The sequence below is a fragment of the Parvibaculum sedimenti genome (assembly GCF_009184905.1).
Lineage (GTDB): Bacteria > Pseudomonadota > Alphaproteobacteria > Parvibaculales > Parvibaculaceae > Parvibaculum > Parvibaculum sedimenti.
In genome coordinates this window covers 1-25,681 of the sequence record NZ_WESC01000007.1, presented here as the reverse complement: position 1 = coordinate 25,681, position 25,681 = coordinate 1, and the positions used below count along the sequence as shown (strand labels likewise).

At 62.3% G+C, this 25,681-nt stretch carries 30 protein-coding genes and 1 pseudogene; 7 read left to right on the top strand and 24 right to left on the bottom strand.

What is annotated here, in order from left to right; translation table 11 throughout:
* Positions 1 to 37 precede the first annotated feature (37 nt).
* Positions 38 to 457 carry a VOC family protein gene (locus tag F2P47_RS08740; RefSeq protein ID WP_152215976.1) on the bottom strand — a complete coding sequence of 140 codons (420 nt, stop codon included), beginning with the start codon at positions 455 to 457 and terminating at the stop codon, positions 38 to 40.
* 50 nt (positions 458 to 507) lie between these two features.
* Here F2P47_RS08740 and F2P47_RS08735 point away from each other — a divergent pair, with 50 nt between their 5' ends.
* On the top strand, positions 508 to 1,290 hold the full coding sequence (locus F2P47_RS08735; protein ID WP_204886591.1) for an SIR2 family NAD-dependent protein deacylase: 783 nt from the start codon (positions 508 to 510) through the stop codon (positions 1,288 to 1,290).
* Between the two features lies 1 nt (position 1,291).
* Here F2P47_RS08735 and F2P47_RS08730 read toward each other — a convergent pair whose 3' ends face one another.
* Complete coding sequence (locus F2P47_RS08730; protein WP_152215975.1) at positions 1,292 to 1,780, bottom strand: VOC family protein; 489 nt, start codon at positions 1,778 to 1,780, stop codon at positions 1,292 to 1,294.
* Positions 1,781 to 1,860: 80 nt separating this feature from the next.
* On the opposite strand from F2P47_RS08730, the gene F2P47_RS08725 reads away from it, so the two are divergent.
* Together F2P47_RS08725 and F2P47_RS17685 are read left to right on the top strand one after the other, a co-directional pair.
* The gene (locus tag F2P47_RS08725; protein ID WP_152215974.1) at positions 1,861 to 3,477 is read left to right on the top strand and encodes an alpha-glucosidase family protein; all 1,617 of its coding nucleotides are present in this window, start codon (positions 1,861 to 1,863) and stop codon (positions 3,475 to 3,477) included.
* 129 nt (positions 3,478 to 3,606) lie between these two features.
* Complete coding sequence (locus tag F2P47_RS17685) at positions 3,607 to 3,750, top strand: hypothetical protein (protein ID WP_185681034.1); 144 nt, start codon at positions 3,607 to 3,609, stop codon at positions 3,748 to 3,750.
* On the opposite strand, the gene F2P47_RS08720 is transcribed toward F2P47_RS17685, so the two are convergent.
* A complete protein-coding gene (locus F2P47_RS08720) occupies positions 3,737 to 4,603 on the bottom strand; it encodes a c-type cytochrome (protein WP_152215973.1) in 867 nt (288 codons plus the stop codon). The genes F2P47_RS17685 and F2P47_RS08720 overlap by 14 nt on opposite strands.
* Positions 4,604 to 4,641: 38 nt before the next feature.
* The gene (locus F2P47_RS08715) at positions 4,642 to 5,298 is read right to left on the bottom strand and encodes a glutathione S-transferase family protein (protein ID WP_152215972.1); all 657 of its coding nucleotides are present in this window, start codon (positions 5,296 to 5,298) and stop codon (positions 4,642 to 4,644) included.
* Here F2P47_RS08715 and F2P47_RS08710 point away from each other — a divergent pair.
* The gene (locus F2P47_RS08710) at positions 5,297 to 6,349 is read left to right on the top strand and encodes a LysR family transcriptional regulator (RefSeq protein WP_152215971.1); all 1,053 of its coding nucleotides are present in this window, start codon (positions 5,297 to 5,299) and stop codon (positions 6,347 to 6,349) included. The genes F2P47_RS08715 and F2P47_RS08710 overlap by 2 nt on opposite strands.
* 49 nt (positions 6,350 to 6,398) lie before the next feature.
* Here the strand turns inward: F2P47_RS08710 and F2P47_RS08705 are convergent, their stop codons facing one another.
* From F2P47_RS08705 to F2P47_RS08610, 20 genes and pseudogenes are all read right to left on the bottom strand, one after another.
* Positions 6,399 to 7,061 (bottom strand): outer membrane protein, encoded by a 663-nt coding sequence (locus tag F2P47_RS08705; RefSeq protein WP_152215970.1) that lies wholly within the window; start codon positions 7,059 to 7,061, stop codon positions 6,399 to 6,401.
* A 127-nt stretch (positions 7,062 to 7,188) separates the two neighbouring features.
* Positions 7,189 to 8,826, bottom strand: coding sequence for an NTP transferase domain-containing protein (locus tag F2P47_RS08700; protein WP_152215969.1), 1,638 nt, complete (start codon positions 8,824 to 8,826; stop codon positions 7,189 to 7,191).
* Positions 8,823 to 9,500, bottom strand: coding sequence for an XdhC family protein (locus tag F2P47_RS08695; RefSeq protein ID WP_152215968.1), 678 nt, complete (start codon positions 9,498 to 9,500; stop codon positions 8,823 to 8,825). Before F2P47_RS08695 ends, F2P47_RS08700 begins: the two co-directional genes overlap by 4 nt.
* Complete coding sequence (locus F2P47_RS08690; RefSeq protein WP_152215967.1) at positions 9,500 to 9,832, bottom strand: XdhC family protein; 333 nt, start codon at positions 9,830 to 9,832, stop codon at positions 9,500 to 9,502. Before F2P47_RS08690 ends, F2P47_RS08695 begins: the two co-directional genes overlap by 1 nt.
* Positions 9,829 to 11,013: a vWA domain-containing protein gene (locus tag F2P47_RS08685; RefSeq protein WP_152215966.1), complete on the bottom strand. Its 1,185-nt coding sequence runs from the start codon at positions 11,011 to 11,013 to the stop codon at positions 9,829 to 9,831. Before F2P47_RS08685 ends, F2P47_RS08690 begins: the two co-directional genes overlap by 4 nt.
* On the bottom strand, positions 11,010 to 11,921 hold the full coding sequence (locus F2P47_RS08680) for an AAA family ATPase (protein WP_152215965.1): 912 nt from the start codon (positions 11,919 to 11,921) through the stop codon (positions 11,010 to 11,012). The genes F2P47_RS08685 and F2P47_RS08680 overlap by 4 nt, the downstream gene beginning before the upstream one ends.
* A 71-nt stretch (positions 11,922 to 11,992) precedes the next feature.
* Complete coding sequence (locus F2P47_RS08675) at positions 11,993 to 12,790, bottom strand: FAD binding domain-containing protein (protein ID WP_152215964.1); 798 nt, start codon at positions 12,788 to 12,790, stop codon at positions 11,993 to 11,995.
* Between the two features lie 10 nt (positions 12,791 to 12,800).
* Positions 12,801 to 15,179, bottom strand: a complete 2,379-nt coding sequence (locus F2P47_RS08670; protein WP_152215963.1) for a xanthine dehydrogenase family protein molybdopterin-binding subunit — start codon at positions 15,177 to 15,179, stop codon at positions 12,801 to 12,803.
* 37 nt (positions 15,180 to 15,216) lie between these two features.
* Complete coding sequence (locus tag F2P47_RS08665) at positions 15,217 to 15,681, bottom strand: (2Fe-2S)-binding protein (protein ID WP_152215962.1); 465 nt, start codon at positions 15,679 to 15,681, stop codon at positions 15,217 to 15,219.
* Between the two features lie 321 nt (positions 15,682 to 16,002).
* A pseudogene (locus F2P47_RS08660) lies at positions 16,003 to 16,440 on the bottom strand (SRPBCC family protein); the annotation flags it as partial.
* Between the two features lie 37 nt (positions 16,441 to 16,477).
* A complete protein-coding gene (locus F2P47_RS08655; protein ID WP_152215960.1) occupies positions 16,478 to 18,169 on the bottom strand; it encodes a Na(+)/H(+) antiporter subunit D in 1,692 nt (563 codons plus the stop codon).
* Positions 18,162 to 18,452: a hypothetical protein gene (locus tag F2P47_RS08650; protein WP_152215959.1), complete on the bottom strand. Its 291-nt coding sequence runs from the start codon at positions 18,450 to 18,452 to the stop codon at positions 18,162 to 18,164. The genes F2P47_RS08655 and F2P47_RS08650 overlap by 8 nt, the downstream gene beginning before the upstream one ends.
* Complete coding sequence (locus tag F2P47_RS08645) at positions 18,449 to 19,957, bottom strand: proton-conducting transporter transmembrane domain-containing protein (RefSeq protein WP_152215958.1); 1,509 nt, start codon at positions 19,955 to 19,957, stop codon at positions 18,449 to 18,451. Before F2P47_RS08645 ends, F2P47_RS08650 begins: the two co-directional genes overlap by 4 nt.
* Before the next feature lie 7 nt (positions 19,958 to 19,964).
* Complete coding sequence (locus F2P47_RS08640; protein ID WP_152215957.1) at positions 19,965 to 21,467, bottom strand: monovalent cation/H+ antiporter subunit D family protein; 1,503 nt, start codon at positions 21,465 to 21,467, stop codon at positions 19,965 to 19,967.
* Entirely contained in the window at positions 21,467 to 21,871 is a 405-nt protein-coding gene (locus tag F2P47_RS08635; protein ID WP_204886589.1) for a cation:proton antiporter subunit C, read from the bottom strand. The genes F2P47_RS08640 and F2P47_RS08635 overlap by 1 nt, the downstream gene beginning before the upstream one ends.
* A complete protein-coding gene (locus F2P47_RS08630) occupies positions 21,865 to 22,302 on the bottom strand; it encodes a Na(+)/H(+) antiporter subunit B (protein ID WP_152215956.1) in 438 nt (145 codons plus the stop codon). Before F2P47_RS08630 ends, F2P47_RS08635 begins: the two co-directional genes overlap by 7 nt.
* Complete coding sequence (locus F2P47_RS08625) at positions 22,299 to 22,850, bottom strand: DUF4040 domain-containing protein (RefSeq protein ID WP_152215955.1); 552 nt, start codon at positions 22,848 to 22,850, stop codon at positions 22,299 to 22,301. The genes F2P47_RS08630 and F2P47_RS08625 overlap by 4 nt, the downstream gene beginning before the upstream one ends.
* Entirely contained in the window at positions 22,847 to 23,197 is a 351-nt protein-coding gene (gene mnhG / locus F2P47_RS08620; protein ID WP_152215954.1) for a monovalent cation/H(+) antiporter subunit G, read from the bottom strand. Before mnhG ends, F2P47_RS08625 begins: the two co-directional genes overlap by 4 nt.
* Positions 23,194 to 23,493, bottom strand: a complete 300-nt coding sequence (locus F2P47_RS08615) for an MrpF/PhaF family protein (RefSeq protein ID WP_204886587.1) — start codon at positions 23,491 to 23,493, stop codon at positions 23,194 to 23,196. The genes mnhG and F2P47_RS08615 overlap by 4 nt, the downstream gene beginning before the upstream one ends.
* Positions 23,490 to 23,966, bottom strand: coding sequence for a Na+/H+ antiporter subunit E (locus F2P47_RS08610; protein ID WP_185681032.1), 477 nt, complete (start codon positions 23,964 to 23,966; stop codon positions 23,490 to 23,492). The genes F2P47_RS08615 and F2P47_RS08610 overlap by 4 nt, the downstream gene beginning before the upstream one ends.
* Positions 23,967 to 24,242: 276 nt before the next feature.
* Here F2P47_RS08610 and F2P47_RS08605 point away from each other — a divergent pair, with 276 nt between their 5' ends.
* The 3 genes from F2P47_RS08605 (at position 24,243) to F2P47_RS18120 (ending at position 25,673) form a co-directional block, all read left to right on the top strand.
* A complete protein-coding gene (locus F2P47_RS08605; RefSeq protein ID WP_152215952.1) occupies positions 24,243 to 24,794 on the top strand; it encodes a cold-shock protein in 552 nt (183 codons plus the stop codon).
* 91 nt (positions 24,795 to 24,885) lie between these two features.
* Positions 24,886 to 25,338 (top strand): PaaI family thioesterase, encoded by a 453-nt coding sequence (locus F2P47_RS08600; protein ID WP_152215951.1) that lies wholly within the window; start codon positions 24,886 to 24,888, stop codon positions 25,336 to 25,338.
* A 71-nt stretch (positions 25,339 to 25,409) separates the two neighbouring features.
* Positions 25,410 to 25,673: an HNH endonuclease gene (locus F2P47_RS18120; RefSeq protein WP_152216176.1), complete on the top strand. Its 264-nt coding sequence runs from the start codon at positions 25,410 to 25,412 to the stop codon at positions 25,671 to 25,673.
* Positions 25,674 to 25,681 lie beyond the last annotated feature (8 nt).

Here is a 25,681-nt window from a genome sequence, read left to right as displayed (position 1 = left end):
TATACCCGCGCGAGTGAGCCCGCCAGATGGCGCAAGATTACCAATGACCAAGATTCGGCATGGAAGCCCAGGGTTCCTGCGCGGGGAGCGGCGCGCCTTTCTGCAGAAGTTCAATGGAGACGTTGTCGGGCGAGCGCACAAAGGCCATGCGACCGTCGCGGGGCGGCCGGTTTATGGTAACGCCGGCCTTCATCAGCCGGTCGCAGAAGGCGTAGATGTCATCCACCTCATAGGCGAGATGGCCGAAATTGCGCCCTTCGCCCAGCTCTTCAGGGTCCCAGTTATGCGTCAGTTCGATCTGTGCTTCTGGCTGTCCGGGCGGGGCGAGGAAGACGAGGGTGAAGCGGCCAGCCTCGATGTCGAAGCGGCCCTTGTTCTCGAGGCCGAGCTTGTCGCAATAGAAATCGAGCGACTTGTCGAGATCGCCGACGCGCACCATCGTATGGAGATATTTCATGGCTCTCCGCCTTCCTTATTGCCTGATTTGGCTTTGCTGGAATTTGGGGCATGATTCACGAAACGGCGGCAAAGGTCAAAACTGAGGACGCGATGAACAGCGAATTGAAGCGGATGATCGACGAGGCTTCGCGCGTGGTCGTGTTCACCGGCGCGGGCATCAGCACGGAATCGGGCATTCCCGATTTCAGAAGCCCCGGCGGGCTCTGGACCAAGATGGCGCCGATCGACTTCAATGATTTCCTGCGCTCGGCGGCGCTTCGGCGCGAGGCATGGCGGCGCAAATTCGAGATCGACAAGACAGTGCAGCAGGCCGATCCGAACAAGGGGCATATGGCCATCGCGAAGCTCGTCGATATGGGCATCGTTGCCCATGTCATAACGCAGAATATCGACAATCTGCATCAGAACTCCGGCGTGCCGCCCGAGAAGATCATCGAGCTGCATGGCAACGGCACGTATGCGAGGTGCCTCGATTGCGGCGAGCGCTACGAGCTGGAAGAGGTGCGCGCGATTTTCGACGAGACAGGCGAATGCCCCGAATGCCGCGCCTGCGGCGGCTTCATCAAGTCGGCGACAGTTTCATTCGGCCAAGCGATGCCGGAGAGGGAAATGCGCCGTGCAGAGGAGGCGACGCTCGCCTGTGATCTTTTCGTCGCCATTGGTTCGTCGCTCCAGGTTTTCCCCGCCGCGGGCTTTCCCATTATCGCCAAACGCAACGGCGCGCGGCTGGTCATTCTGAACCGCGAGCCGACCGATCTCGACTCCATCGCCGACCTCGTCATACACGACGAGATCGGGCCGACACTCGCGCCGATCGCCATGCTGAACTAGCTCAAGCCTTGAGCTTCTGAACCGGGTTCAGGAAGTCCGTGAGCTCATTCCACCGCGCGACGATGAGATCGCGGCCAGCGCGACGAGCCATCACCTCGTGGCGGAGCCCATCCGGGTCCTCGAAGAACGTAGCGTAGTAGTCGTCGGCATATTCCTTGTGGAAGGCGGGGGCGCTCGTCGATATCCCCTTGGCCTTCAGCGCGGCGGCGAAGCGGTCGACATCGGCCGGGGTGCCTACCTGCAGGCAGAGGTGATGAAGGCCGGGACTATAGGAATCGTAAGGATGATATCCGTCCCGGGCCGGACGGATGGTGATCTGAAGCACCTTGTTGAAATAGTGCCGATGCGGCGCTCCGGCAATTTCCCGATCGGATTTACGGAAGTCGAGCAAGCCGAGAACGGTGTCGTAAAACCGTTCGGCCCGAGGGAAATCCGAGACTGTCAGATAGATGTGATCGACGCCGATCACTTCCACGCGCTCATCCACCATCTTCCTTTGCTCCGGTGATTGCGATGCATCCGGGAGAGGCTAGAGTGTCATGAAACAAGGCGAAAGGGGAGAATGTCGTCATGGGTGCGGAAGCCGGCAAGAAGCCCTGGTGGCAAGGGGCTGTGGTCTATCAGATCTATCCACGCAGCTTTCTCGACACGAACGGAGACGGCGTCGGCGATCTGAAGGGCATCGAGCGAAAGCTCGACTATGTGGCCTCGCTCGGCGTCGATGCGGTCTGGCTGTCACCCATCTATCCCTCGCCCAACCGGGACTTCGGCTATGACGTGTCCGATTATTGCGGTATCGCGCCCGAAATGGGGACGATGGAGGATTTCGACCGTCTGGTGAAGGAGGCCCATGCGCGGGGTCTCAAGCTCATCCTCGATCAGGTTTTGAGCCACACCTCGGACCAGCATCCCTGGTTTCAGGAGAGCCTGCTGTCGCGTAACAATCCGAAGGCGGACTGGTATGTTTGGACCGAGGCGCAGGAAGACGGAACGCCGCCCAACAACTGGCTCGCAGCCTTTGGAGGCGCGGCCTGGTCGTGGCATCCGTTGCGACAGCAATATTACTTTCACAAATTCCTGAAGAGTCAGCCGAAGCTCAACTTTCACAATCCGGATGTGGTCGACGCCTGCATGGATGTGCTGCGCTTCTGGCTCGACCGCGGTGTCGATGGCTTTCGCCTCGATGTCGCCAATTCCTATGTTCATGACGAGCATCTGCGCGATAATCCGCCCGTGCCCATGGCGGAGCGCACCTTCGCGAACTGGGCACACGCGCCTCGGCTTCAGCGTCATATTTACGACGCGAACACGCCCGAGAACGAATGGGCGATGAAGCGCGTGCGCAAGGTCATGAATGAATATGACGAGCGGCTCGCTTTCGGTGAGTTCTCCGAGGAGCCTTCCATGTTCGGCGTCTATGCAGGCGGCATGGACCGGCTTCACACAGGCTACACATTCGATTTTCTCGAAGACTGGACTTTCCAGCCGAAAGTCTTCCGCACCTATTTCGACGAGTTGCTCATGCCGCTCGAACATCTCTGGCCCTGCGTGACGTTCTCCAACCATGACATCGTGCGGCCCGTGACCCGTTGGGGCGGCGGGCAGGGCGACGATCAGCTCGCCAAGCTCGCGCTCATGCTGCTGATGACGCTCAAGGGCACGGTGCTGATGTATCAGGGCGAGGAACTTGGTCTGCCCGAGGTCGATCTCGAACGAAAATGGATTCAGGATCCCGTCGGCGATCTCTATTTCCCATTCAGCAAGGGGCGCGACGGTTGCCGTACACCCATGCCCTGGGAGGCAGCGGCGCCGGAAGCGGGCTTCACGAGCGGAGCGCCCTGGCTTCCCGTGCCCGATTATCACCGTGTTCGCGCCGCCGATGCGCAAGAGAAGGACGCCGCTTCGGTCCTCGCCTTCGCCCGCGACCTCATCGCCAGGCGCAAGGCGCATGAGGCGCTTGTCACCGGCGAAATTCGCTTCATCGAAGCGGAGGGCGACGCCATTCTCGTTTTCGAGCGCGTGAGTGCGGACGAGAGACTTCTTTGCGTCTTCAATCTGAGCCGCAACGAGACCGTGTGGCTGCTTCCCGCCGCGCCCAAGGGCGAGGTGCTGAATGTCGGCGCCGTGACACGGGACGGCACGAGCCTGAAACTCGGTCCCCGTTCCGGCGCGGTCTTCAGCCTCTGACGCACATATGCACGTCGCCCGCCGATCCGACCCAGTTTGATCTCGGGATCGTGCCCGGAAACGCGATCCGCGTCGAGCTTCCGCCCGCCCACGCCAGAACATGAAGAATTTGATTGCGCTGCGTCCTACATGCCCAAGCGTGCCGGCGATGTCGACGCCTTCGTCTTCCTTGAGGTCGCTATGGATTACCTTGACGCCGCGCTTCAGGAGGGGCGTGAAGATGTAGTTCTCGATATGCGGTTGCTCAATGCTGCGCATCTCATTTCGCGCTAACGGCGGCGATTGAACCGCTCTTATCGGTTGAGTTGAGATATGCGTGGATTGCCTCGATTTCGTTGTCGGTCATGTGTGAGAAGTCGCCCCGCGCGACACTGGACATGGTGCCGACCTCGCGGTCACCCATAGCCTTGCCGGTTCGCATCAGCGCACGGAAATCGGCGAGGGAATAGGCTTGCCCCATCATGCGCAGCGGCGGGGTGCGCATGCCCCAGCCATTGTCGTTGGCCTCGTCGAGCTTGTGGCAGTCGCTGCAGATGGACTGGACGAGATAGGCGCCTTGCTGGCTCGGCGTGGCGCGGGGCCGGTCGACCGGCGGCGCAACTTCGCGGGCGCGGGGGGCGCTGAAAGGAACCTTGTCAGTGGCGACGGCGAACCAGCCGAGTGGCCCCCATGCCGTCTGCGCCGGTTCGGCATCGGCCATGCGGGGGCGCGTTCTGAGCCATGCAATGATAGATACTAGGTCCTCATCGGATAGCCCGCTGAAGGCGGCGGCCGGCATGGCGATGGCGCTGGTACCGTTGCGCTTCACGCCGTGGCGAACGAGGCGCGCGAGTTCCGCGTCGGAATAAAGCGGCGCCATGCGCGTCAGATTAGGCGCGACAAGGCGCCCGACGCCGGGCGCCTTGAACAGGACGTTGCCGGCCTCGTGGTGGCAGCCCGTGCAGCCGAATATATGCGCACGCCGTTCGCCCTCTGCGACAAGCGCCGTGGCGGGCGCGATACGCAGCGGCGTCAGCGGCACGTCATAATGCCGGGCGAGCCGCCATTCGGATGCCGCGTAGAGCGACGACAGGGCGAGCAGGATCGTTATCGCCGCGATGGCGGCGATCCGCAGAAGAATTTTCATGTGCTTTGACCTTGTAGGGGGCTGGCCGGTGTGGCGCCTCAGGCGGCGTGGGCTGCGCTCAGGAGCCCGTTGAAGCCCGCATAGGCGGCGTCCCATGAGGGCCGCGCTTTCAGGCCAGCGATCCAGCGCCGCACGTTGGGCCAAGGCGTGAGGTCGAACCCGACGAACTCGCCTAGCGTCACATAGGTTGCGCCAAGATAGTCAGCGAGCGTGATCTGATCGCCGCAGACAAAATTTTGTCCGCCGATCATGTGACGGTTGAGCACATCGAGATATTTTTGGGCACGGTGCTGGCCGAGGTTGTCGATTGCCTTATGCGCGGCGGCGTCGAGCGTGGCGAAATCGGGCAGCAGGCGGCGATAGACGAGGAAGACGCAGAAATTCAGATGAAAGCCGGTGTTGAACCAGTCGAGCGCCTCGTTGACGCGGGCACGCATCCGGAGGTCCGTCGGGTAGGCAGGGGAGCCAAGTTTTTCACCGAGATATTTCAGGATCGCGCTGCTTTCCGTGAGCACCAGCCCATCATCGACAAGCGCCGGCACCTGCATGTTTGGATTGATGACTGCGAATTCGGGTGTCTGGTGCTTGCCCGCATGGAGACTCACGATTTCTTCGTCGAGGCAGATGCCCTGATCGGCCAGGAACAGCGTAACGGCGCGCGATGTCGTCGAGATCGGATCGTAATAGAGCTTCATGGTTCAGTCCTCCGCTTGCGGACCTTGCAGGTTGGGGGAAGGCGGCGAGGTCCGTAGCGTGGATGTAGGCTTCAGCCCGCTCGGCCTCAAACACCGTTCTTGCGCGCTCGTTCACCAAAAATGCATAATCCTCCGTATGCCCGACTGGAACGACTTCAAATTTTTCCTCGCGGTGGCCCGGTCGGGAACGACTCTTGGGGCTTCGCGGGCGCTTCAGGTGAGCCAGAGCACGGTATCGCGCCGCATTGCTGCGCTTGAGGAGGCCTTCGGGCTGGAGCTCTTCGAGAAGCGCCCCTCAGGTTACGTGCCGACGGAAGCGGGCCGGGAACTGCTGGAGTCTGCCGAGGGCGTGGAGGCGGCAGCGCGGCTCGCCAAGGCCAGGGCCGATGCCATGAAGCGCGGGCTGACGGGATCGGTCAGCTTCACCACCAACCAGACATTTGCCAATCTGCTCCTCATGCAGGCGATACGAGACTTCCGCGCGGCCTATCCCGCGCTTCGCCTCGATCTCGTCGCAACGGACGATCTGCTAGATCTGAGAAAGGGCGAGGCCGATGTGGCGCTTCGTGCGGGCCGCCGCCCGACGGAGCCCGATCTCGTCGGCCGCTGCGTCGCCAAGGATGTGTGGAGCTTCTATTGCAGCCGGGATTATGCGGCCGCGCATGGTAAGCCCGACGGGCCGGAGGATCTGGCGCGGCATGCCGTCATTTCAGTCGACCCGCGCGACTATCCCGGACCGACCACCGACTGGGTAAGCGCCCATGTTCCCGACAGCGCCATCATGCTGCGGCCGAACAATATCACCGGCCTCCATTCCAGCCTCAAGGCGGGCGTCGGCGTGACCATGATGTCGGACTTCGTTTGTGCCGGCGATCCCTCGCTCGTCTATTGCTTCACGCCGGACCTTGAGGCGCAGGAGATATGGCTTCTGACGAGCGAAAGGCTGCGCAATATCCCGCGTGTTAGGGCCGTGATGGATTTTTTCGGGGGGTATTTCGCTGCGGGTCTCGATCTTGGTCGAGCGGCAGCGTCGGACAAAAAGCGCGGCTAAAAAAATGCCCGGCATTGGAGCCGGGCAATGCTCGTTTGGGAACGGGCTTTTAGAATTTGTAGTTCAGTCCCAGCCGGATCACGTGTTCGCTGATCTTGTTGTAGTCCTTCCAGCCCAGGTTCGTCGATGCGTTCGGTTCGCCGAACCGGCCGAAATCGGAATAGCGATATTCGACACGAGTGGTCCATTTGTCGGTCAGCGCGTGTTCCGCACCGAGGCCGAGCGTCCAGCCATTCTTGCTGTCGGAATTGCTGGCGAAGGCTGGCATGTCGGAGAAGTTAGCCTGCGTATGCGCCAACGCCAGGCCGCCCAACGCGTAATAGAGTGTATGGCTGATGGCGTAGCCGGCGCGGAATCTGGCGGCGCCTTGTGAATCGATATCCGACTTGCCGTAGTCGCCAAAGGCCCATTCGGGAAGGTCTGCGTTTACATTGGCACGGCCCAGATCCGCTTCCGCTCCGACGACCCAGGCCCCCGTCTTGAGATCGTAGCTGCCATGAACGCCACCGGTGACGCCGTCGATCTGTGTGACGTTAGTGGTGTAGGTCGCGTGGCCAGCAGAGGCCTTCGCGTCGGGGAGATTGGCACGGCCCCAGCCATAGTTGACCTCGGCGCCGGCAAAGAAGCCGGACCAGGCGGTAAAGGGCTCATATGCGATAGCGGGCGTCGCGAATAGAAGCGCTGCCGACGGCACAATGAACAAGAGCTTCATGGCTGTCCCCTCTCTTGTCTCGCGAGAGAATCATGACAAAGGATTCAGCCTGCGTCCATGCCCGCGTATAAGCGCATCCGGGCATTTGCAAGAGATACCGGGCAGTGATGTGTGCGTGAGATAAAAATTATTTGCGGGAGAGGTGGTCGTTGCGCCATTTCAGGTCGTCGGGCGTGTCGATGTCCCTGAAAATTCCTTCGTCCGGCATCGGTACTTCGCAGACCGCATCCTCGTGCTCGCCGATGAGATGCTTGGCCCCGACGTCGCCCTTGAGATCGCGCATCTCGGCCATGTATTGCGCGCCCCACAGGACCGGATTGCCCCGCTTCCCTGAGAATGTCGGTACACAGATGGTGCGGCCTTCTTCCGGGTCGAAGGCGGCGGCGAGACGGTTGAGGTGCGTGGGCGTTATGTCGGGCATGTCGCCCAGGCAAACGAAGATGGCATCGACATCGTCCGGCAACGCCTGGACACCGGCGCGAAGCGAGGTCGAGAGGCCTTCGGCGTAATCCGGATTGTGGACGATCTCGATCTTGCGGCCTGCAAGCACCGCGCGAACGGCGTTGTCTTCGTGCCCGGTCACGACGACGACGGGCGAGGCATCGCTGGCAAGCGCCGCGTCGACCGCGCGCGCGACCATGGGCTGGCCCTCGATTTCGGCGGTGAGCTTGTTCGTCGCGCCCATGCGGCTCGATCTACCTGCGGCCAGCACCAGCGCAGCGATGCGTGGCGCGAATGGCTTCGGCGGCGCATCTTCGCGGCGGCCCTCGCGCGGCTGCGGGCGCGTGGCGATTTCCTTGAGCAGTCCTCCGGCGCCCATGCGCATGACATCCTCGCGCGTGACCGTGAGCCCGGCGAGAAGCCGCGCCAGTACCCAGTCAAAGCCGTTGAGCTTCGGCGACCGCGCGCAGCCCGGCAGGCCGAGCACCGGCGTCGTCCCATGCCGTCCGAGGAGCATCAGGTTGCCGGGATCGACGGGCATGCCGAAATGCAGGATCTCGCCGCCCGCAGCGACGATGCCAGCAGGCACCACGTCGCGCCGGTCGGTGATGGCGGAGGCGCCGAAAACGAGAACGGGGCTGAAGCCTTCCGCGAGCGCGTCGCGGACGGCCCCCGCCACGGCCTGCGCCTCATGCGGCACCCGGTACTCTTTCGCAATCTCGCTGCCCATGCTGCCGAGCCGCGCCGCGAGGATCTCGCGCGTCTTGTCGAGCACGCTTTCCTTGGTGGCAGGGAGGCGCGTCGCAATGAGCGCCGCGCGATGGTGAAGAAAGGGATGGAGCGCAAGCAGGGGCCCGCCTTCGCGGGCAAGAGCCGCTGCGCGGTCGAGGCTTGTCCGTGGCGCCGCGAAGGGAATGACCTTCACCGTCGCGATCATCTGCCGGGCCGCCACCGTTTCGAAGGGAGCCAGCGTCGCCACTGTGAGCGCTTCGTCGAGAAGGTTGATGCGGTCGAGGCGCTCGCGGTCGTAGACGAGGATCCCGTCGGCTTCGGCATAAAGGTTGGCGCGGCCGGTGAATGGTTCGGCGACGCTGAGGCCCGGCCCGGCCAAAGCGCGGGCGAGGACGGCTGCGGACTCGTCCTCCGGCACGTCACCGGGTTCGAGCCTGATCGCGACGATGCGTTCAATGCCCGCGGCCTGAAGGCCTGCGACGTCCGCCGGGGAGAGCTTGCGGCCCTTCCTGAAACTCAGCGTGCCTGCACGGATCGAGTGGGCAAGGATCGCGCCTTCCGCATCGCCTGTCTCGATCTCCCCGAAGATCATGTGCGGAGCTTTTCGGTGATCTGCGCCATGATCGAGATGGCGATCTCGGCGGGGCTCTTGGCGCCGATGGAAAGTCCGACCGGACCGTGGATGCGGGCGCGGGCCGCTTCGTCGAAGCCTGCAGCGGTCAACCGCTCCATGCGGGATGCGTGGGTCTTCTTGCTGCCGAGCGCGCCGATGTAGAAGCAGGGGCTTTTGAGTGCGGCGTGCAAAGCCGGGTCATCGAGCTTCGGATCGTGGGTGAGGGTGACGACAGCCGTTCGCGTGTCCGGCGCCTCCGCCGCCATGGCTTCATCCGGCCAGTTGGTGACGAGACGGATGCCGGGGAAGCGATCCTCCGACGCAAAGGCTGTGCGCGGATCGATCACCGTTACGTCATAGCCAGCCAATGCCGCGATGCGTGCGAAGGGCTGGGCGATGTGGACAGCGCCGACGATGATCAGCCGGAGCGGCGGGTTGAAGACATTGAGGAACCATTCGCCGTCGGATGCGGCGACGATACGGCCCTTGTCAGACGCAAGCGCTTCATTCGCAGCATGAAGAAGTGCATTTTCTCCTTTTGTATCAGAATAATACAAAAGTTTCTGGATCCCGTCCGAGAGGCGAGTGGCGAGCACAACAGGGCGCTTTGCAGTGCGATCTTCGAGTAGGCGCTGAAGGATTTCGCTGTGCATCAGGCGGTCACCGGCTCGATGAAGACGCGGATGCGGCCACCGCAGGCGAGGCCGACCTCCCATGCCTTGGCGTCGCTGACACCATATTCGAGGACTTCCGGTTTCCCGGTTTCGAGCGTGTCGAGCGCCCTGGTCACGACATCGCCCTCGATGCAGCCGCCAGAGACCGAGCCGATGAAGGAGGCGTCATCGCGGATGGCGAGCTGGCTGCCGACCGGGCGCGGGGCCGAGCCCCAGGTCTCGATAACGGTGGCGAGGGCGACGCCGTGGCCGTCAGCCTTCCAGCGCGCGGCTTGCTCCAGCACCTTTTCATGGTCGAGGGTTTCGGTCATGCGGCCCTCCTTTCGGGCTTCGTTGCGGCAGGGGCGCTCAGAGCTTCGATGAGCGAGGCCAGCGACGCGATGTTGTGAACGGGACGGAACTCGTCGACATGCGGGAGCAGGGCCCGGATCCCCTGCGCCTTCGGTTCGAAGCGATCATAGCGCAAGAGCGGGTTGAGCCAGATGAGGCGTTTCGCCTGCCGGTGGAGGCGGGCGACCTCGGGCTCGACGCCTTCGCCCGCATCACGGTCGAGCCCGTCGGTGACAAGGAGAACGACTGCGCCCTGACCGAGAACGCGGCGGCCCCAATCCACGTTGAAGCGGTGAAGCGTCTCGCCGATACGGGTGCCGCCGTCCCAGTCGCCGACGGCGGCGGTAACGCGGGCAAGCGCGTCGTCCACGTCACGATGCTTCAATTCGCGGGTCACGTTGGTCAGCCGCGTGCCGAAGAGGAAGACATGCACCCGGTCGCGGTCATTGGTCAGCGCGTGGAGGAAATGGAGGAAGATGCGGCTATAGGCCGACATGGAGCCCGAAATGTCACAAAGCACGACGAGGGGCGGGCGGCGGTGGCGATAGTCACGCTTTTTGAGCGGAATGATGCCGCCAGCGCGGAGCGAGGCGCGGAGCGTTGCCCGCATGTCCACGATCCGGCCGCGAGCGGAGGGCGCGGTGCGCCGCGTCCGCGCCTCGTCGAGCGGCAGGCGGAGGCGGGCTATGGCGGCCTTGGCTTCCGCAAGCTCGGCGGCCGTCATCTGCTCGAAGTCTTTCTTCCTCAGCACCTCGGAAGCGGAAAAGGTTTCACTCGCGTCGATCTCGAGTTCCGGCTCGTCCGGCTCCCGCTTGTTCGGTTCATTGGCGAAAAGGGCATCGGATATGCGGCGGTTCGCTTTTTCGCGATCCTCGTTATCCGGCGTCCTGATCTCCGGCAGCATTAGCGCCATCATGCGGTCGAGCAATTGCGGATCGCGCCAAAAGACGTGGAAGGCCTGTTCGAAGATCACCTCGTCCTCATGGCGCTTCACCAGCGTCGCATGGAGCGTCCAGTAGAAATCCTCGCGGCTATTGAAGCCTGCGGCTTCCACCGCCGCGATGGCGTCCAGAACCTGCTGCGGCCCCGCCTTGAGACCCGCCCGCCGCAAAACCCGCGCGAAATGCACGATGTTCTCGGCGATGCGGCCCTGATTGGTCATTGCGCCGCCTGCGCGCCCGCCCTGATCTCGGCGAGAATGCGGGCGGCCTCGCTTCCCTGCACGCGGGCGATGTCGTCCTGATATTTGAGGAGCGCCCCCAGCGTATCGTTGACGACTTGCTGGTTGAGGGCGAGCGCATCGAGCTGCGTCAGGGCCTGCGCCCAGTCGATCGTCTCGGCGACGCCGGGGTTCTTGTAGAGGTCGAGCTTGCGGAGCGACTGCACGAAGGCGACGACCTCGCGCGAGAGACGCTGATCGGCGCCCGGCGCCTTGAGCCGCAGAATATTCAACTCTCGCTCGGCGTCCGGATAATCGACCCAGTGATAGAGGCAGCGCCGCTTCAGCGCGTCGTGGATTTCGCGCGTGCGGTTCGAGGTGATGATGACGATGGGCGGCTCTTTCGCCTTGATCGTGCCGATCTCCGGCACTGTCACCTGAAAGTCGGAGAGCACTTCGAGCAGATAGGCTTCGAACGGTTCATCGGTGCGGTCGAGTTCGTCGATGAGCAGCACGGGCGGGCCCGCGACGTCGGGCTCGAGTGCCTGAAGGATAGGGCGGCGGATCAGGAAGCGTTCGGAGAAGACGTCCTTGCCCAGCGTGTCGCGGTCCTGCTTGCCCTCGGCTTCGGCAAGACGGATCTCGATCATCTGCGCCTGATAGTTCCACTCATAGACCGCGCTCGCCGTATCGAGACCTTCATAGCATTGGAGGCGGATGAGCCGGCGCCCAAGGGCAGACGCGAGGACCTTGGCGATCTCGGTCTTGCCGACGCCAGCCTCGCCTTCGAGCAGCAGCGGACGGCCCATCTTGAGGGCGAGAAAAATCACGGTGGCGAGTGAGCGGTCGGCGACATAGGCGCCGCGCGCCAGAAGTTCGACGGTCTCGTCGATGGAAGCGGGAATGGTCATGTGAAGAATGTAGTCGCTTGGCGCGCGGTCGGAAAGGCGGGCCGGAGGGGATTTCGCATCCCCTCGATTGGTCAGCCCGCCGCAGCGACGGCCCGCTTTGCCATTACGGTGACGAGATGCGCCCGATATTCCGCGCTGCCGTGAAGGTCGGAAAGGAGTCCGTCCGCCGGGACCTTGATCGAGGCAACGGCATCCGGCGACCAGTTCTTCGCCAGCGCGTTCTCCATCTCCTTGACGCGGAAGACGCCGTTCTGGCCTGCGCCGGTGACGGCGACGCGCACACCCCAGGGGCCCTTCGCGACGAAGACGCCGACCATGGCGTAGCGCGAGGCCGGGTTCGGGAACTTCATGTAGGCGGCTTTCTCGGGGTGCGGGAAGGTCACTTCCTTGATGATCTCGCCATCGGTCAGCGCGGTCTCGAACATGCCCTTGAAATATTCATCTGCCGCGATGAGCCGTTTCGTCGTGTGGATCTTGGCGTCGAGCGCGAGGCAGGCGGCGGGGTAATCGGCAGCGGGGTCGTTGTTCGCGATGGAGCCGCCGATCGTGCCCATGTGGCGCACGGCGGGATCGCCGATCATGCCGGCGAGCTCGGCCAGCGCCGGAATGTGTTTCTTCACGTCGGGAGAATTCGCGACGTCGAAATGTTTGGTGCCCGCGCCGATCATGATGGCCTCGCCCTCGACCTTGATGAAGGCGAGTTCCTTGAGGCTGCCGATGTCGATGACGTCGCTCGGCATGGCAAGGCGCTGCTTCAGCGTCGGGATCAGCGTCTGGCCGCCCGCGAGAAGCTTCGGATCGTCTGCCTTGGCTAGCAGCGCTTCCGCATCGGCGAGCGACTTCGGGCGGACATAGTTGAACTGGTACATGACGTCTCTCCTATTCGGCGGCGGCTCGCGGACGGGAAGACTGAATGGCCTTCCAGATGCGCGCGGGCGTTGCCGGCATTTCGATATCGCGGATACCGAGAGCATCCGTAATGGCGTTGATGATGGCGGGTGGCGAGGCGATGGCGCCAGCTTCGCCGCAGCCCTTCATGCCCAGCGGATTGGAGGGGCATTCGGTCTTGGTGAAGCCGAGCCGGAAGCTTGGAACATTGTCTGCTCGCGGCATGCAATAGTCCATGAAGGAGCCGGTGACGAGCTGGCCGGAGTCATTGTCATAGACACCGAGTTCGAGCAGCGCCTGTCCCACGCCCTGCGCGATGCCGCCATGCACCTGTCCCTCGACGATCATCGGGTTGATGATGGTACCGAAATCGTCGACCGCTACGAAATTCGCGATATCGAGGACGCCGGTTTCAGGGTCAATCTCGACTTCGCAGATGTGGCAGCCGGCGGGGAAGGTGAAGTTGGAGGGGTCGTAGAAGGAGGTTTCCTTGAGCCCCGGCTCGATCTCGCTTGATGGAAAGCCGTGGGCCGTATAGGCCGCAAGCGTGACCTCTGCCCAGGCGAGCGATTTGTCGGTGCCCTGAACGGTGAAGCGGCCTTCCTGAAAGACGACGTCCTCGACGGCGGCTTCCATCAGATGCGCGGCGATCTTCTTCGCCTTGGCCTCCACCTTGTCCAGCGCCTTGACGATGGCGCTCATGCCGACGGCGCCAGAGCGCGAGCCATAAGTGCCCATGCCAAATTGCACCTTGTCGGTATCGCCATGCACGATTTCGATCTGGTCGATCGGAATGCCGAGCCGCGAGGAGACGAGCTGCGCAAAGGTCGTCTCGTGGCCCTGACCGTGGCTGTGCGACCCCGTCAGGACTTCGACATTGCCGGTCGGATTGACGCGCACCTCGGCGGATTCCCAAAGGCCCACGCCTGCGCCGAGAGAGCCGACGGCAGCCGAGGGCGCAATGCCGCAAGCCTCGATATAGGTGGAATAGCCGAGCCCGCGCAGCTTGCCCCGCCGCGCCGCTTCGGCCTTGCGCACGGCAAAGCCCTTCACGTCGGCAATCTCCATCGCCTTGTCGAGCGAGGCATCGTAATTTCCCGCATCGTAATTCATGATGACGGGCGTTTGATGCGGGAAGGCGCGGATGAAATTGCGTCGCCGGAACTCTGCCGGATCGAGGCCCGTTTCGCGCGCCGCCGTCTCGACGATGCGCTCGATGAGGAATGTCGCTTCGGGCCGTCCCGCACCACGATAGGCGTCGACCGGCGCGGTGTGCGTGTAGACGCCGTCGACCTCGACATAGATCGCCGGGATGTCGTATTGGCCCGAAAGCAGCGTGCCGTAGAGATAGGTCGGTACGGCGGCGGAAAAGGTCGAGAGATAGGCGCCGAGATTTGCGATGGTCTTCACACGCAGGCCGAGGATCTTGCCGTTCGCGTCGAGCGCCAGTTCCGCATGGCTCAGATGGTCGCGGCCATGCGCGTCCGACATGAAGCTCTCGGAGCGTTCCGCCGTCCACTTGATGGGGCGGCCGACCTTGGCTGCCGCCCAGACGCAGGCCGTTTCCTCTGCATAGATGAAAATCTTCGAGCCGAAGCCGCCACCGACATCGGGCGCGATGACGCGCAGCTTGTGTTCCGGCGCGACGCCGACAAAGGCGGAAAGAACGAGCCGCGCCACATGTGGGTTCTGGCTCGTGGTGTGGAGCGTGTAGCCACCCGTACCCTTGTCATATTCGCCAATGGCCGCGCGGGGCTCCATCGCGTTGGGGATCAGCCGGTTGTTGACGAGGTCGATCTTCACGACCTTCGTAGCCCTGGCAAAAGCGGCTTCCGTCTCGGCCTTGTTACCAAGTTCCCACTCAAAGCAGATATTGTGCGGCGCTTCGGGGTGTACCTGCGGCGCGCCCGGCTTTTCGCAATCGGCGAGGGACACGATAGCGGGCAGTTCTTCGTAATCGACCTCGATCAACTCAGCTGCCGATTTCGCCTCTTCATGCGTTTCCGCGACGACGAGCGCGACGTGATCGCCGACATAGCGCACCGTGTCCAGCGCGAGCACGGGATGCGGTCCGACCTTCATCGCCGAGCCGTCTTTCGAATGCACGGTCCAGCCGCAGATGAGCCCGCCGAGCTTGTCGGCGGCGATGTCCTTGCCGGTGAAGATTGCGAGGACGCCGGGTGCTGCCAGTACAGCTTTCGTGTCGATGCTGCGGATCTTTGCATGGGCATGCGGCGAACGCAGAAAGTAGCCATGCGTCTGATGCGGGCGGCTGATATCGTCGGTGTAGTGGCCATTGCCGGTAATGAAGCGGAAGTCTTCCTTCCGGCGAACCGGTTTGCCTACGCCTTGCTCGGATAGATCGGACATCCAGAACTCCTCCCAGAGTAGCTTGAGCCCAGATCGTTCAGCGCATCTCCTCGGATGCGGCGAGGATCGCCTTCACGATATTGTGGTAGCCGGTGCAACGGCAGATATTGCCTTCGAGTTCGTCGCGCACCGTCTGCTCATCGAGCTGCGGCTTGCGGCGGATCATGTCGACAGCCGTCATGATCATGCCCGGCGTGCAGAAACCGCATTGCAGGCCGTGATGTTCCCTGAAGGCCTTCTGAACCGGATGAAGCTCGCCATCCCTGGCGAGACCTTCGACCGTGACGACCTCGGCGCCTTCGGCCTGGCCCGCGAGCATGGCGCAGGATTTCACGGCGCGCCCGTTCACATGAACGACGCAGGCGCCGCACTGGCTGGTGTCGCAGCCGACATGTGTGCCGGTGAGCCCCAGCGCTTCGCGGATGTAGTGGACGAGCAGAGTGCGCGCCTCGACATCGGCACTGACGGACTTTCCGTTGACTGTCATGGATACAACGGTCATGGGCAGGCCTCCCTCGAAATGTTTTTATGAGTCTCCGCGCTTGGGCATGCGGCGTCAAGCGCGGTCGAATGAAGACCGTGGTTCACTGACAGAAAGTTCAGTGAACGCAGATCAACGACCGAAGATCAAGATCAGCGCGACCACGGCGATGATGAGGACGCTACCCCAAATCCAGGGCGAGAGGCCCTGGCCGGCTTCCTCGTCAGGCAGCATGGGAACGCCGGTCGGCGCGATAGCGTCCTGATCCGGCGACTTGACGAGGCCTTCCGCGATTTCCTCGACGAGTTCCGGCGCCAGACCGGCCGCAGGTTCGACCTTCGCGCCGCCAAGCGCCGCCGAGAAGTTGCCGAAGAACTCGTCGGCGAGCTTCGATGCGGTGGAGTCGATGAAGCGCTGGCCAATCTGGGCGAGCTTGCCACCGATCTGCGCATTGACGGTATAGGTCAGCACGGTCACGCCATTGTCATCGGTGAGGCGAACTTTCGCCGAGCCCTTGGCAAAGCCCGCCGCGCCGCCATTGCCTTCGCCGTTGATCGTATAACCGTTCGGCGGGTCGATGTCGGTGAGTTTCACCTTGCCCTTGAAGCGCGCGCTGACCGGGCCAACCTTGGCCTTGGCGACAGCCTCGAACTCGTCATCGGCGATCTTGTCGACCGATTCCGCGCCGGGAATCGTTTCCCGTAAGACCTCGGGATCGTTAAGCGCCGCCCATACGTTCTCGCGGGGTGCCGGAATTCTGTATTCGCCGGACATTTCCATGGGAGGGTTCCTTCGGTAGGGGGGACGCTTCAGGCCACTATAGGTAAGTCAGCGCAAGCGTGATGCCAAGGAGAACCGCAATCCAGAACACCATTGCGCCGGTCTGCGAGGTGCGGGCGAGAATACCCTCGGGCCCATGTGTGCGATAGACCGCCACCAGCAGCCGGTCGAGGCGGTAGTCGACGCTGCGAACGAGGCCGCGCCAGGCGGTCCGGACCTGATCGGCGACGACAATCATCATGCCGGAGAGCAGGCGCCGGTAGAACCAGTCGAAATCGAGATTGATCGAACGTAGCTCGACCGGGTAGAGCCCGTACCTTATCAGCATGGCAAAGGCGAGGGCGGCGAAGAACAGGAGCTGAAGCTGAGTCACGACGTGGTCTGTCGTGTAGGGATGGAAGTCAACCGGATAGGGCAAAAGACCATAAAGCGGTTGCGGCCATATCCCGATGCCGACGCAAAGCGCCGCCGCGAGGCCCATCGCGATGAGCATGTGAAGCGGCGCTTCCTTGACCTTGAGCCCGCGGTCGTGACCGAAGAACATCGAATAGGGAATCTTGATGCCCGAATGTTCGAGAACGCCGACCGAGGCGACGAGCAACGTCAGCCAGACGACGAAATGTCCGGTGTCGGCGCTTGCCGACAGGATGAGGCTCTTCGACACGAAGCCCGAAAAGAGCGGGAAGGCCGAGATCGACATCGCGCCGACGACGCAGAAGGCCATGGTCAGAGGCATCGACTTCCACAATCCGCCGAGTTCCGACGCCTTGGCGGTCCCGGTCCGGTACATGACCGCGCCGACGCTCATGAACAACAGGCCCTTGTAGATGACATGCGCGAAGGCGTGCGCGACCGTGCCGTCGAGGGCCAGGGGCGTACCTATGCCGATGCCGACCACCATGAAGCCGATCTGGTTGTTGATACTGTAGGCGAGCACCCGGCGGAGATTGTTTTCGATCGCGGCGAAGAAGACCGGGAAGATCGTCATCACTGCGCCGATATAGATGAGGCTTTCGGTGCCAGCAAAGCCGCGCGCCAGCGCGTAGACGGCGAGCTTGGTAGTAAAGGCCGATAGCGTCACCGAGCCTGTGAGCGTCGCGGCCGGATAAGTATCCTGCAGCCAGTTGTGGAGCAGCGGGAAGGCGCATTTGATGCCGAAGGAGAGGAAAATCAGCCAGGTTCCGAGGCTGTCCAGCTCCATGTGTTCGAAGGCGATGGAGCCCGTATCGTGATAGCGCAGGATGAGCCCGGCGAGCAGAAGCAGGCCGGAGCCGATCTGGATCGCGAGGTAGCGCAGGCCCGTGTACCAGGCGCCTTCGGTCCGCCGCGCCCAGATGAGGAAGACGGAGGCGAGGGCCGTTCCCTCCCAGAAGATGAAGAGCGTCAGCAGGTCGGCGGCGAAAACCGCGCCGATCGCCGCGCCCGCGTAGATGAGGCTCGCCGCCTGCTCCAGCCGGTCGCGAAGATGGAAGGCGAAGAGCAGAGAGAGAAAGGCCGCGAGCGAAAAGACCAGCGCGAAGACGAAGGAGAGCGCATCCAGCCGCAGGAAGCCGAGTTGAAGATCGAAGATGTTCAGAAGGTCGTAATTTGCATAGGGCAGCGAAACGAAACTCGCCAGCGCAACGAGCGGAATGGCGAGGAGGATGACGGCGCGCGGAATGCGCCACGGTATCAGCGCGGCAAACGCACCGGCGACATAGACGAAGGCGGGGGACAATATCTCAGGCATCCGGCGCCTCATCCAGGTGTTTTTCGGTGCCGGCGGAGCTTTCGTCTTCCTCGTCGGTGGCACGCTCGCCGTAGTAATCCTCGGGCCGCATGACCAGCCGCCTCAAAACGCGGGAGAGGAAGATCAGTGTGGCGTAAACGACGAAACCAAAGACGGCGAAGAAGAGCGGCGAGCGCTCGACCTCGAATACGCCATGTCTGTGGCGCAGAAAATCCGCGATGGCCAGCGCAAGGCAGATGGCACCGAGGCCGAGAAGCACTTTGTTCGTGATGTAGGACTTCATGGCGCGGCCTCCCGCGCGACGGCGAGCAGCGGAATACGCAGCAGAAAGGCGTAAAGTTCATTGCCGAAGAAGAAGAGAGCCACGCACCCAAGAGCCGTTGCGCAGATCGGCAGCAGGCACAGCAAAGGCGCCTCGGAAATTCCCGCTATCACGGCATCCCCGGCGACCAGCGTATTCGCGCCGCGTGGCGGCAGGAAGAGTGCCTTGCCTGCAACCGGCAGAAGATAGAAGACGCTGAGCAGCGAGCCGAGTGCCAGCACCCCAATCAGGACTGTCTGCCCGGCGTCGGCGGCGCCCATGAGCAGGAACCATTTGCTCCATGCGCCGCCAAGCGGGGGCAGGCCGATGATGCTGACGGATGCGATCAGGAAGGCCGTGAAAGTGAAGGGCATCTGCCGCCCGAGCCCCGTCAGCTCGCTTACGCGCGTCTTGTGCGTCGTCACATAGATTGCGCCCGCGCACATGAAGAGGGTGATCTTTGCCATGGCGTGCATGACCATCTGCATGGTGCCACCAATGATGCCCATCTGGTTTGCCAGCGCGACGCCCAGAGTGACATAGGCGAGTTGGCTCACGGTCGAATAGGCGAGTCGGGCCTTGAGGTCGTCCTTGGTGAGCGCGATGACAGCGGAAATGATGAGCGAGGCCGCTGCGACCCAGGCGAGCCAGAGCGAGGCGCCGGTATGCGACAGATAACCGATGCCGAAGATGTAGACGCCGACCTTGAGCAACGTGAAGACGCCCGCCTTCACCACGGCAACGGCATGGAGCAGGGCGCTGACCGGCGTCGGCGCGACCATGGCGGCAGGAAGCCAGCGATGGAAGGGCATCAGCGCCGCCTTGCCGATGCCATAGGCAAAGAGGGCCAAAAGGAGCGGCGCGACGGCTGGATCGACGCGGCCTTCGAGAATGCCGCCCGGAAAGAAATCGAGCGTGCCGGCTGCCGTCCAGACCCAGATGATGGCAGGAAGGAAGAATCCTATCGAGGTGGTGAGCAGGATCGTCAGATAGATCCTGGCGCCCGCGCGCGCCTCCGGCGTTTGCTTGTGTGCGACGAGCGGATAGGTCGATAGCGTCAACGCCTCATAAAAGATGAAGAGCGTGAAGAGATTGCCTGCGAAGGCGATGCCGAGCGCGCCGCCGATGGCGAGCGCGAAGCAGATCGCAAAGCGTGTCTGATGGCTCTCTTCGTTCGCGCGCATATAGCCGATGGCGTAGATGGCGACGACGATCCAGAGGCCGGAAGCGAGCAGCGCGAAGACCATACCAAGCGGCTCAACGCCGAAAACGATCGGCAGGCCCGGCATCACTTCCAGAAGAGAGAAGGAGCCGCCGTCGCCGCCGAGGAAACCTCGCAGAACGGTGAGAGCCAGCCCGAAAGAAACGAGCGCGGTGACGACGCTAACCGCATCGCGCGCATTGGGCCAACGGTCGAGCGCGGCGAGAAGTCCCGTCGCTGCGAAGGGCAGGAAGATTGCCAGATAAAGCGCGAGGGAAATGATCATGCGCGCCTCACTGCCAGAAAAGATTGGATGCGCCGATCAGCGCATTGGCCGCACGGCTTGCCGCCGCGCTTGTCAGGCTCGAATCTACGCCGAAATAGATGCTCATGCCCGCAAGCGTCCACATCGGAACGAGCATCGAAAGCGGCGCTTCCTTCCGCACGACGCCTTCGGGCGCATCGCGCAGATAGGCCGCTTCGACGACACGCCAGACATAGGCGAAGGAGAGAAGCGATGAGGCGACGATCAGAAGGGCGACAGGCCACCAGCCTTCGGCGATGAATGCTTCGACGAGATACCATTTGCTGATGAAGCCGACGGTCAACGGAACGCCGATCAGGCTCAGCCCGCCGACGACGAAGGCCGCCATCGTCCACGGCATGTCGCGGCCGATGCCCCGCAGCTCGCGGATGGATGTCGTCCCTGCCTGAAGCACGAAGCAACCCGCCGCCATGAAGAGCGCCGCCTTGGTGATCGCATGATTGAAGAGATGGATGATGCTTGCCATGACACCGGTCTGGGAGACGAGTGCAAGGCCGAGCAGCATGTAGCCGATCTGCGCGATGCTCGAATATGCGAGCATGCGCTTGAGGTCGTCCTGAAAGATAGCCACCACGGAGGCGACGACGATGCCGATCATGGCCAGCGGCAGGACGAGCACACGCAGAACGCTGGCCTCGAATGCGAAGCTGAAGCTGAAGATCGCGAAAAGGAAACGCAGCAACACATAGACCATGACCTTGGTCGCGGTTGCGGACAGGAAGGCCGTCACCGCAGATGGCGCGCGGGAATAGGCGTCGGGCAGCCAGAGATGCAGCGGGAACATGGCGAGTTTCAGCGTGAGGCCGATCAGCACGAAACAGAAGCCCGTGCGCAACGTCCGGTTGTCGCCATGGTCGAAAAGGCGCTGCGCGAGATCCGCCATGTTGAGCGTCCCGGTCAGCATGTAGAGCAGGCCAAGGCCGATGACGAAGAAGGTGGCGCCGATCGTGCCCATGATCAGGTAGTTGTAAGCGGCGGTGAGCGCGCGGCGGTCCCGGTCCGCTCCGGTTGCGATCAGCGCATAGGCCGATAGTGACGAGATTTCGAGAAAGACGAAGACGTTGAACGCGTCGCCCGTGATTGCGACGCCCATGAGGCCCGTGAGACAAAGAAGAAAGGCCGCATAGAAAAGCCCGTGCTTTTCGGAGCCGATTTCAGCCGTGACGCTCTTCTGCGCATAGATGAGCGTCAGAACGGCGATGCCGGAAACGATGAGCAGGACGAAGGCGTTGAGAATGTCGACCCGGTATTCGATGCCGATCGGCGGGGCCCAGCCGCCTATATGATAGGAAATCACCGTGCCGTCGAGCACGCTTGAAAAGAGCGTGACGGTGATGGCAAAGGCGATGATGCTCGCGGCGGTGGCGATGGACCAGGCCCAACGCGAACCGGCCAGCGCGCAGAGCGGCGCCGCGACGAGCGTGAGGACGACCTGCAAGACCGGCAGATGATGGAAGAGCGCTTCAGGCATCAGGCGACCCGATCTTTCGGGAATTCGAACTGGCGCTCGATGGCGGCGATCTCATCCTCCTCGATGGTTCCATAGGCTTCGCGGATGCGCACGATGAGCGCCAGCGCAAGCGCGGTCGTCGAAATGCCGACGACAATGGCCGTGAGGATCAGCACATGGGGTAGCGGGTTGGAATAGATAGTGTCGGGTTTGCCGGTCAGGATCGGCGCGGTGCCGCCCGTAACCTTGCCCATGGAGATGTAGAGCATGAAGACGGAGGTCTGGAAGAGATTGAGCCCGACCACCTTCTTGATGAGATTGCCGCGCGAGATGGCGACATAAAGGCCGAGCATCATCAGAACGATGCCCATCCAGTAATTGTAATGGCCTGAAATCAGCGAGAGCACGGAGTCCATCGTCACCATTCCTTGTCCTCGATTTCGGGCGTGCGTCCGGCGAATGCGGTGAAGATCGCGATCATTGCGCCTGCCACAGCGATGCCGACACCGAGTTCCACGATCAGGATGCCGCGCTCCTGTCCTTGCGTGGAATTGGCAGCGAGGCCCGAATAGTCCAGAAAGTCATGCCCGAGGAAAAGCGAGGAGAGGCCCGTTCCCGCATAGATGAGGACGCCGAGCGACATGAGAATGATGGATGTCTTCGCCGGGATCACCTTTTTCAACGCATCGACGCCATAGACGAGCGCGTAAAGGATCATTCCCGCCGCGAAGACGACGCCCGCCTGAAAGCCGCCGCCGGGACCGTTGTCGCCATGCCATTGCACATAGAGCGCGAAGACAAGAATGAAGGGCAGCAGGAGATTGGCGACGACGCGCAGTACCAGATGATGGCTCATTCTTCGCCTCCCTCGCGCTTATCGCTGCGCTTGAAGCCGAGGAGAAGCAGAACGGCAATGCCAGCGGCGAAGATCACCGTCGTTTCGCCCAGCGTGTCGTAGCCGCGATAGCTAGCGAGCACGGCAGTGACGATGTTGGGGACGCCGGTTTCCGCCTTGGCGCGAGCGATATAATCCGGCGCGACATGGGTGTGGATCGGCGCATCGGGAGAGCCGAAAGCGGGCATGTCGAGCGTGCCGTAGACGAGGCCCGCGCCGGTGACCGCGCAGAGCAGCAGCGCGAGCCAGGCCGTGTGGCCTGTGCGTTTTTCATCCCGCTTCGTCAGCGTCAGCGCGCAGAGCATCAGCACTGTCGAGATCCCGCCGCCAACCGCCGCTTCCGTGAAGGCGACATCGACGGCGTCGAGATTCACGAAAAGGCCCGCCGCAAGCAGGCTGAAAATGCTTGCGAGCATGGTCACGGCAAAAAGATTACGCAGGCGCACGATGGCGAGCGCGGTCATCGCGAGCAGGGTGAAGAGAAGAATGTCGATGAAGAGGGGGCTCACGATTTCTTCTTCCCGGAGTCGAATGTGCCGCTCTCATCTCCGGCAAGAGCGAACGGCCGCAGGCGCGCCGCGAAGGCGGCATTGGCGATGGCGTGTGTTGCCGTTGGCCCTGTGATGAAAATGAACACGGCGATGAGCAGCAGTTTCAGCGTGATGAGGGTGAAGCCCGCCTGAAGCATAAGCCCCAGCGTGATGAAGCCGACACCGGCCGTGTCGATGATGCCTGCGGCATGAATGCGAGACCAGAAATCGGGGAGCCGGATGATCCCGAGAGCGCCGATGAGGATGAAAGCCGCACCGATCCCGAGCGAAAGCCAGCTCGCGCCCTGAACGAGAATGCCGATCATGCGTCCTCCTGTCTGGCGGCGCCCTTCGGCGCGGCTTTGCCGAGCGAGCGGTAGCGGAAAAATTTGAGCGCTGCGATGGTGCCGATGAAATTGATGAGCGCATAGAGCAGCGCTATATCAAGAAAATCAGGACGCCCCGTCAGAAAGCCCATGGTGCCGATCAGAAGGACGGTCAGGGTTCCGAAGGCGTTAACGGCCAGAACGCGGTCATAAAGCGTCGGGCCCATAAAGCTGCGAATAAGAATTAGAAGCATCGCGACGAACAGGGCGGCGCAGGCTGCGGCAAACATGTTCATCTGCGCGCCTCGACTGCGCTGACGCGCTTGTCCATTGCAGCGAGCGCGGCGAGGTCGGCAGCCGCTTCGTTGAGCGCATGCACGGTGAAATACCCATCTTGCGTTTCGACGGTGACCGTTCCGGGCGTCAGCGTGATCGAATTTGCAAAGATGACCCGGCCCATGTCGCTCGTCTGACTGGTTGGTACGAAGATTATTTTCTGTGCAATCGCCGGGCGGGGGCTGAGGATGACGCGGGCGACGGCAGCGCTCGACTTGATAATCTCGACAGCGAGCCAGCACCAGTAGGTGATGAGGCCGGGCCGCAAATGACTCGGCGTCACTTCTGGAGCGATTGCGTCCATGCGCTGCACGATGAGCAACGTGAGCAGCACGGAGAACATGCCCATAGCAAGCAGGAAGGGTGTGTAGTGACCGGAGAGGACAAGCCAGAAGGCGAAGAGCGCAGCGCCGAGTGCTATCGCCTTGTGCATCGTGATGATCTCTCCAGATGGGTTCATATTGCGCGGAATGCGTAGCCACACTCAGCACGTTGATTCTCATTTTAGAAGCATATTGGCGCTAGGTAAGTGTATTCCGACATGCCTAAGATTGAGCGACGCTTTTAATACGGGTCGGACGCTGTTATAGTTTCAGACCTTACGTGATGGGGGGGCTCGTGGGAAACCACGAACCGGGACGGAAACTCCGGCGGCGATGGTTCTACGCTCAGTAGGCTTGATGCGGTTCGGTATGAAGTCGTGGTAGGGATGGAACAGCGTTTGGAATCTGCGACGAGTGGCGTCGATACGTCGTTCGAGATTAGCGGCACCGTGAAGTGGTTTGATGCGGTCAAGGGCTACGGCTTCATCATTCCTGACGATGGTCGCGACGATATTCTTATCCATTCTTCATGTTTGAAGCAGGCAGGGCGAGAAGTGCTCGACGAGGGCGCGACCGTCATCTGCGAGGTCGTGCGGCGACCAAAAGGCTTTCAGGCTTTGCGTATCATCGACGTCGATGACACGACGGCGGTGGCGCCCAATCCGCAAGCGCTCCGTGGACTGACGTCTCGCTCGCCGACGGCGGGCGTGGTGCCGATCGGCGATTTCGAAACGGCGATCGTCAAATGGTTCAACCGCGCGCGTGGCTACGGCTTCGTGACGCGCGGCGAGGGGACGCCGGACATCTTCGTCCATATGGAGACGCTTCGGCGCTTCGACATTCGCGATCTGGTGCCCGGGCAAAGCCTCAAGGTTCGTTTCGGTGAAGGTCCCAAGGGGCTGATGGTCGCCGAGATTGCCTCGGACCAGGAAAGCTGACATCTAGAAGTGTGTGGCGGTCATGGGGCGAGAGCGTTGAGCTTGCGCCCCGGCAGGCCGCGCTTTCCTGTCTCCAGTTGCGCCGAGCCTCATGTCCAGTTCAGAGCCAGACGATAATCCGCCGGAGGGCTACGTCCTCTCCGTTTCGCGCGGTCCCTACACCACGCATAACGGCCCCTTCTATCACAAGGTGACGGCGGAGGGCTTCTGGCACGGGGTGCGCATCAAGCACCGGCACTGCAATTCGCGCGGCATCACGCATGGCGGCATGTTGATGGCCTTTGCCGATGGGTTGCTCGGCACCGCCGTATTCCGCGAGACGAAGACGGTCGCACTCACCATTCGCATGAATTCGGATTTCCTGTCCTCCGCCCGGCCGGGGGACTGGCTGGAGGGCACGGCCCGCGTCACCAGGGCGACGCGCTCGGTCGTCTTCTGCGAGGCGGAGCTATTCGTCGGTCCCCGCGCCGTGCTGAAGGCCACGGGCGTCTTCAAGCTCATGGGCCGCCACAAGGTGCCCGACGAGGTGAGCTCGGTTTCTTAGCTTATCGCCTGTATCAAAAACTCTAGGCGCCGAATCTTCAGCGTGTGAGCATATTAAATGTTCCAATTGCCATGAGGAGAGAGAGTTTGGCTGCCGTGCCGTCACGCTGCATCATCTGCAACAACGTCCTTACTAAGGGGACAGACTCGCGTGAGCACGTGATTCCTAATTCTATTGGTGGCCGCCTCAAAGTGAGGGGCTTTCTGTGTGTAAGATGCAACAACACGAGCGGCCACAAGTGGGAATCAGATTTAGCGAGAGATTTAAATCTGGAGGGTTCTGTGAGGTCGCGCGGCGGTGATGGTCTGGCTTGGCGCGGTGCGCGACCTCATTGAAGCCGGAT

What these genes read in the sequence shown, in the direction of transcription:
- F2P47_RS08740 (WP_152215976.1), bottom strand. Translation starts at nt 457, where the DNA reads ATGAAATATCTCCATACGATGGTGCGCGTCGGCGATCTCGACAAGTCG.
- F2P47_RS08735 (WP_204886591.1), top strand. Translation starts at nt 508, where the DNA reads ATGATTCACGAAACGGCGGCAAAGGTCAAAACTGAGGACGCGATGAAC.
- F2P47_RS08730 (WP_152215975.1), bottom strand. Translation starts at nt 1,780, where the DNA reads ATGGTGGATGAGCGCGTGGAAGTGATCGGCGTCGATCACATCTATCTG.
- F2P47_RS08725 (WP_152215974.1), top strand. Translation starts at nt 1,861, where the DNA reads ATGGGTGCGGAAGCCGGCAAGAAGCCCTGGTGGCAAGGGGCTGTGGTC.
- F2P47_RS17685 (WP_185681034.1), top strand. Translation starts at nt 3,607, where the DNA reads ATGCCCAAGCGTGCCGGCGATGTCGACGCCTTCGTCTTCCTTGAGGTC.
- F2P47_RS08720 (WP_152215973.1), bottom strand. Translation starts at nt 4,603, where the DNA reads ATGAAAATTCTTCTGCGGATCGCCGCCATCGCGGCGATAACGATCCTG.
- F2P47_RS08710 (WP_152215971.1), top strand. Translation starts at nt 5,297, where the DNA reads ATGGTTCAGTCCTCCGCTTGCGGACCTTGCAGGTTGGGGGAAGGCGGC.
- F2P47_RS08715 (WP_152215972.1), bottom strand. Translation starts at nt 5,298, where the DNA reads ATGAAGCTCTATTACGATCCGATCTCGACGACATCGCGCGCCGTTACG.
- F2P47_RS08705 (WP_152215970.1), bottom strand. Translation starts at nt 7,061, where the DNA reads ATGAAGCTCTTGTTCATTGTGCCGTCGGCAGCGCTTCTATTCGCGACG.
- F2P47_RS08700 (WP_152215969.1), bottom strand. Translation starts at nt 8,826, where the DNA reads ATGATCTTCGGGGAGATCGAGACAGGCGATGCGGAAGGCGCGATCCTT.
- F2P47_RS08695 (WP_152215968.1), bottom strand. Translation starts at nt 9,500, where the DNA reads ATGCACAGCGAAATCCTTCAGCGCCTACTCGAAGATCGCACTGCAAAG.
- F2P47_RS08690 (WP_152215967.1), bottom strand. Translation starts at nt 9,832, where the DNA reads ATGACCGAAACCCTCGACCATGAAAAGGTGCTGGAGCAAGCCGCGCGC.
- F2P47_RS08685 (WP_152215966.1), bottom strand. Translation starts at nt 11,013, where the DNA reads ATGACCAATCAGGGCCGCATCGCCGAGAACATCGTGCATTTCGCGCGG.
- F2P47_RS08680 (WP_152215965.1), bottom strand. Translation starts at nt 11,921, where the DNA reads ATGACCATTCCCGCTTCCATCGACGAGACCGTCGAACTTCTGGCGCGC.
- F2P47_RS08675 (WP_152215964.1), bottom strand. Translation starts at nt 12,790, where the DNA reads ATGTACCAGTTCAACTATGTCCGCCCGAAGTCGCTCGCCGATGCGGAA.
- F2P47_RS08670 (WP_152215963.1), bottom strand. Translation starts at nt 15,179, where the DNA reads ATGTCCGATCTATCCGAGCAAGGCGTAGGCAAACCGGTTCGCCGGAAG.
- F2P47_RS08665 (WP_152215962.1), bottom strand. Translation starts at nt 15,681, where the DNA reads ATGACCGTTGTATCCATGACAGTCAACGGAAAGTCCGTCAGTGCCGAT.
- F2P47_RS08655 (WP_152215960.1), bottom strand. Translation starts at nt 18,169, where the DNA reads ATGCCTGAGATATTGTCCCCCGCCTTCGTCTATGTCGCCGGTGCGTTT.
- F2P47_RS08650 (WP_152215959.1), bottom strand. Translation starts at nt 18,452, where the DNA reads ATGAAGTCCTACATCACGAACAAAGTGCTTCTCGGCCTCGGTGCCATC.
- F2P47_RS08645 (WP_152215958.1), bottom strand. Translation starts at nt 19,957, where the DNA reads ATGATCATTTCCCTCGCGCTTTATCTGGCAATCTTCCTGCCCTTCGCA.
- F2P47_RS08640 (WP_152215957.1), bottom strand. Translation starts at nt 21,467, where the DNA reads ATGCCTGAAGCGCTCTTCCATCATCTGCCGGTCTTGCAGGTCGTCCTC.
- F2P47_RS08635 (WP_204886589.1), bottom strand. Translation starts at nt 21,871, where the DNA reads ATGGTGACGATGGACTCCGTGCTCTCGCTGATTTCAGGCCATTACAAT.
- F2P47_RS08630 (WP_152215956.1), bottom strand. Translation starts at nt 22,302, where the DNA reads ATGAGCCATCATCTGGTACTGCGCGTCGTCGCCAATCTCCTGCTGCCC.
- mnhG (WP_152215954.1), bottom strand. Translation starts at nt 23,197, where the DNA reads ATGATCGGCATTCTCGTTCAGGGCGCGAGCTGGCTTTCGCTCGGGATC.
- F2P47_RS08615 (WP_204886587.1), bottom strand. Translation starts at nt 23,493, where the DNA reads ATGAACATGTTTGCCGCAGCCTGCGCCGCCCTGTTCGTCGCGATGCTT.
- F2P47_RS08610 (WP_185681032.1), bottom strand. Translation starts at nt 23,966, where the DNA reads ATGCACAAGGCGATAGCACTCGGCGCTGCGCTCTTCGCCTTCTGGCTT.
- F2P47_RS08605 (WP_152215952.1), top strand. Translation starts at nt 24,243, where the DNA reads ATGGAACAGCGTTTGGAATCTGCGACGAGTGGCGTCGATACGTCGTTC.
- F2P47_RS08600 (WP_152215951.1), top strand. Translation starts at nt 24,886, where the DNA reads ATGTCCAGTTCAGAGCCAGACGATAATCCGCCGGAGGGCTACGTCCTC.
- F2P47_RS18120 (WP_152216176.1), top strand. Translation starts at nt 25,410, where the DNA reads ATGAGGAGAGAGAGTTTGGCTGCCGTGCCGTCACGCTGCATCATCTGC.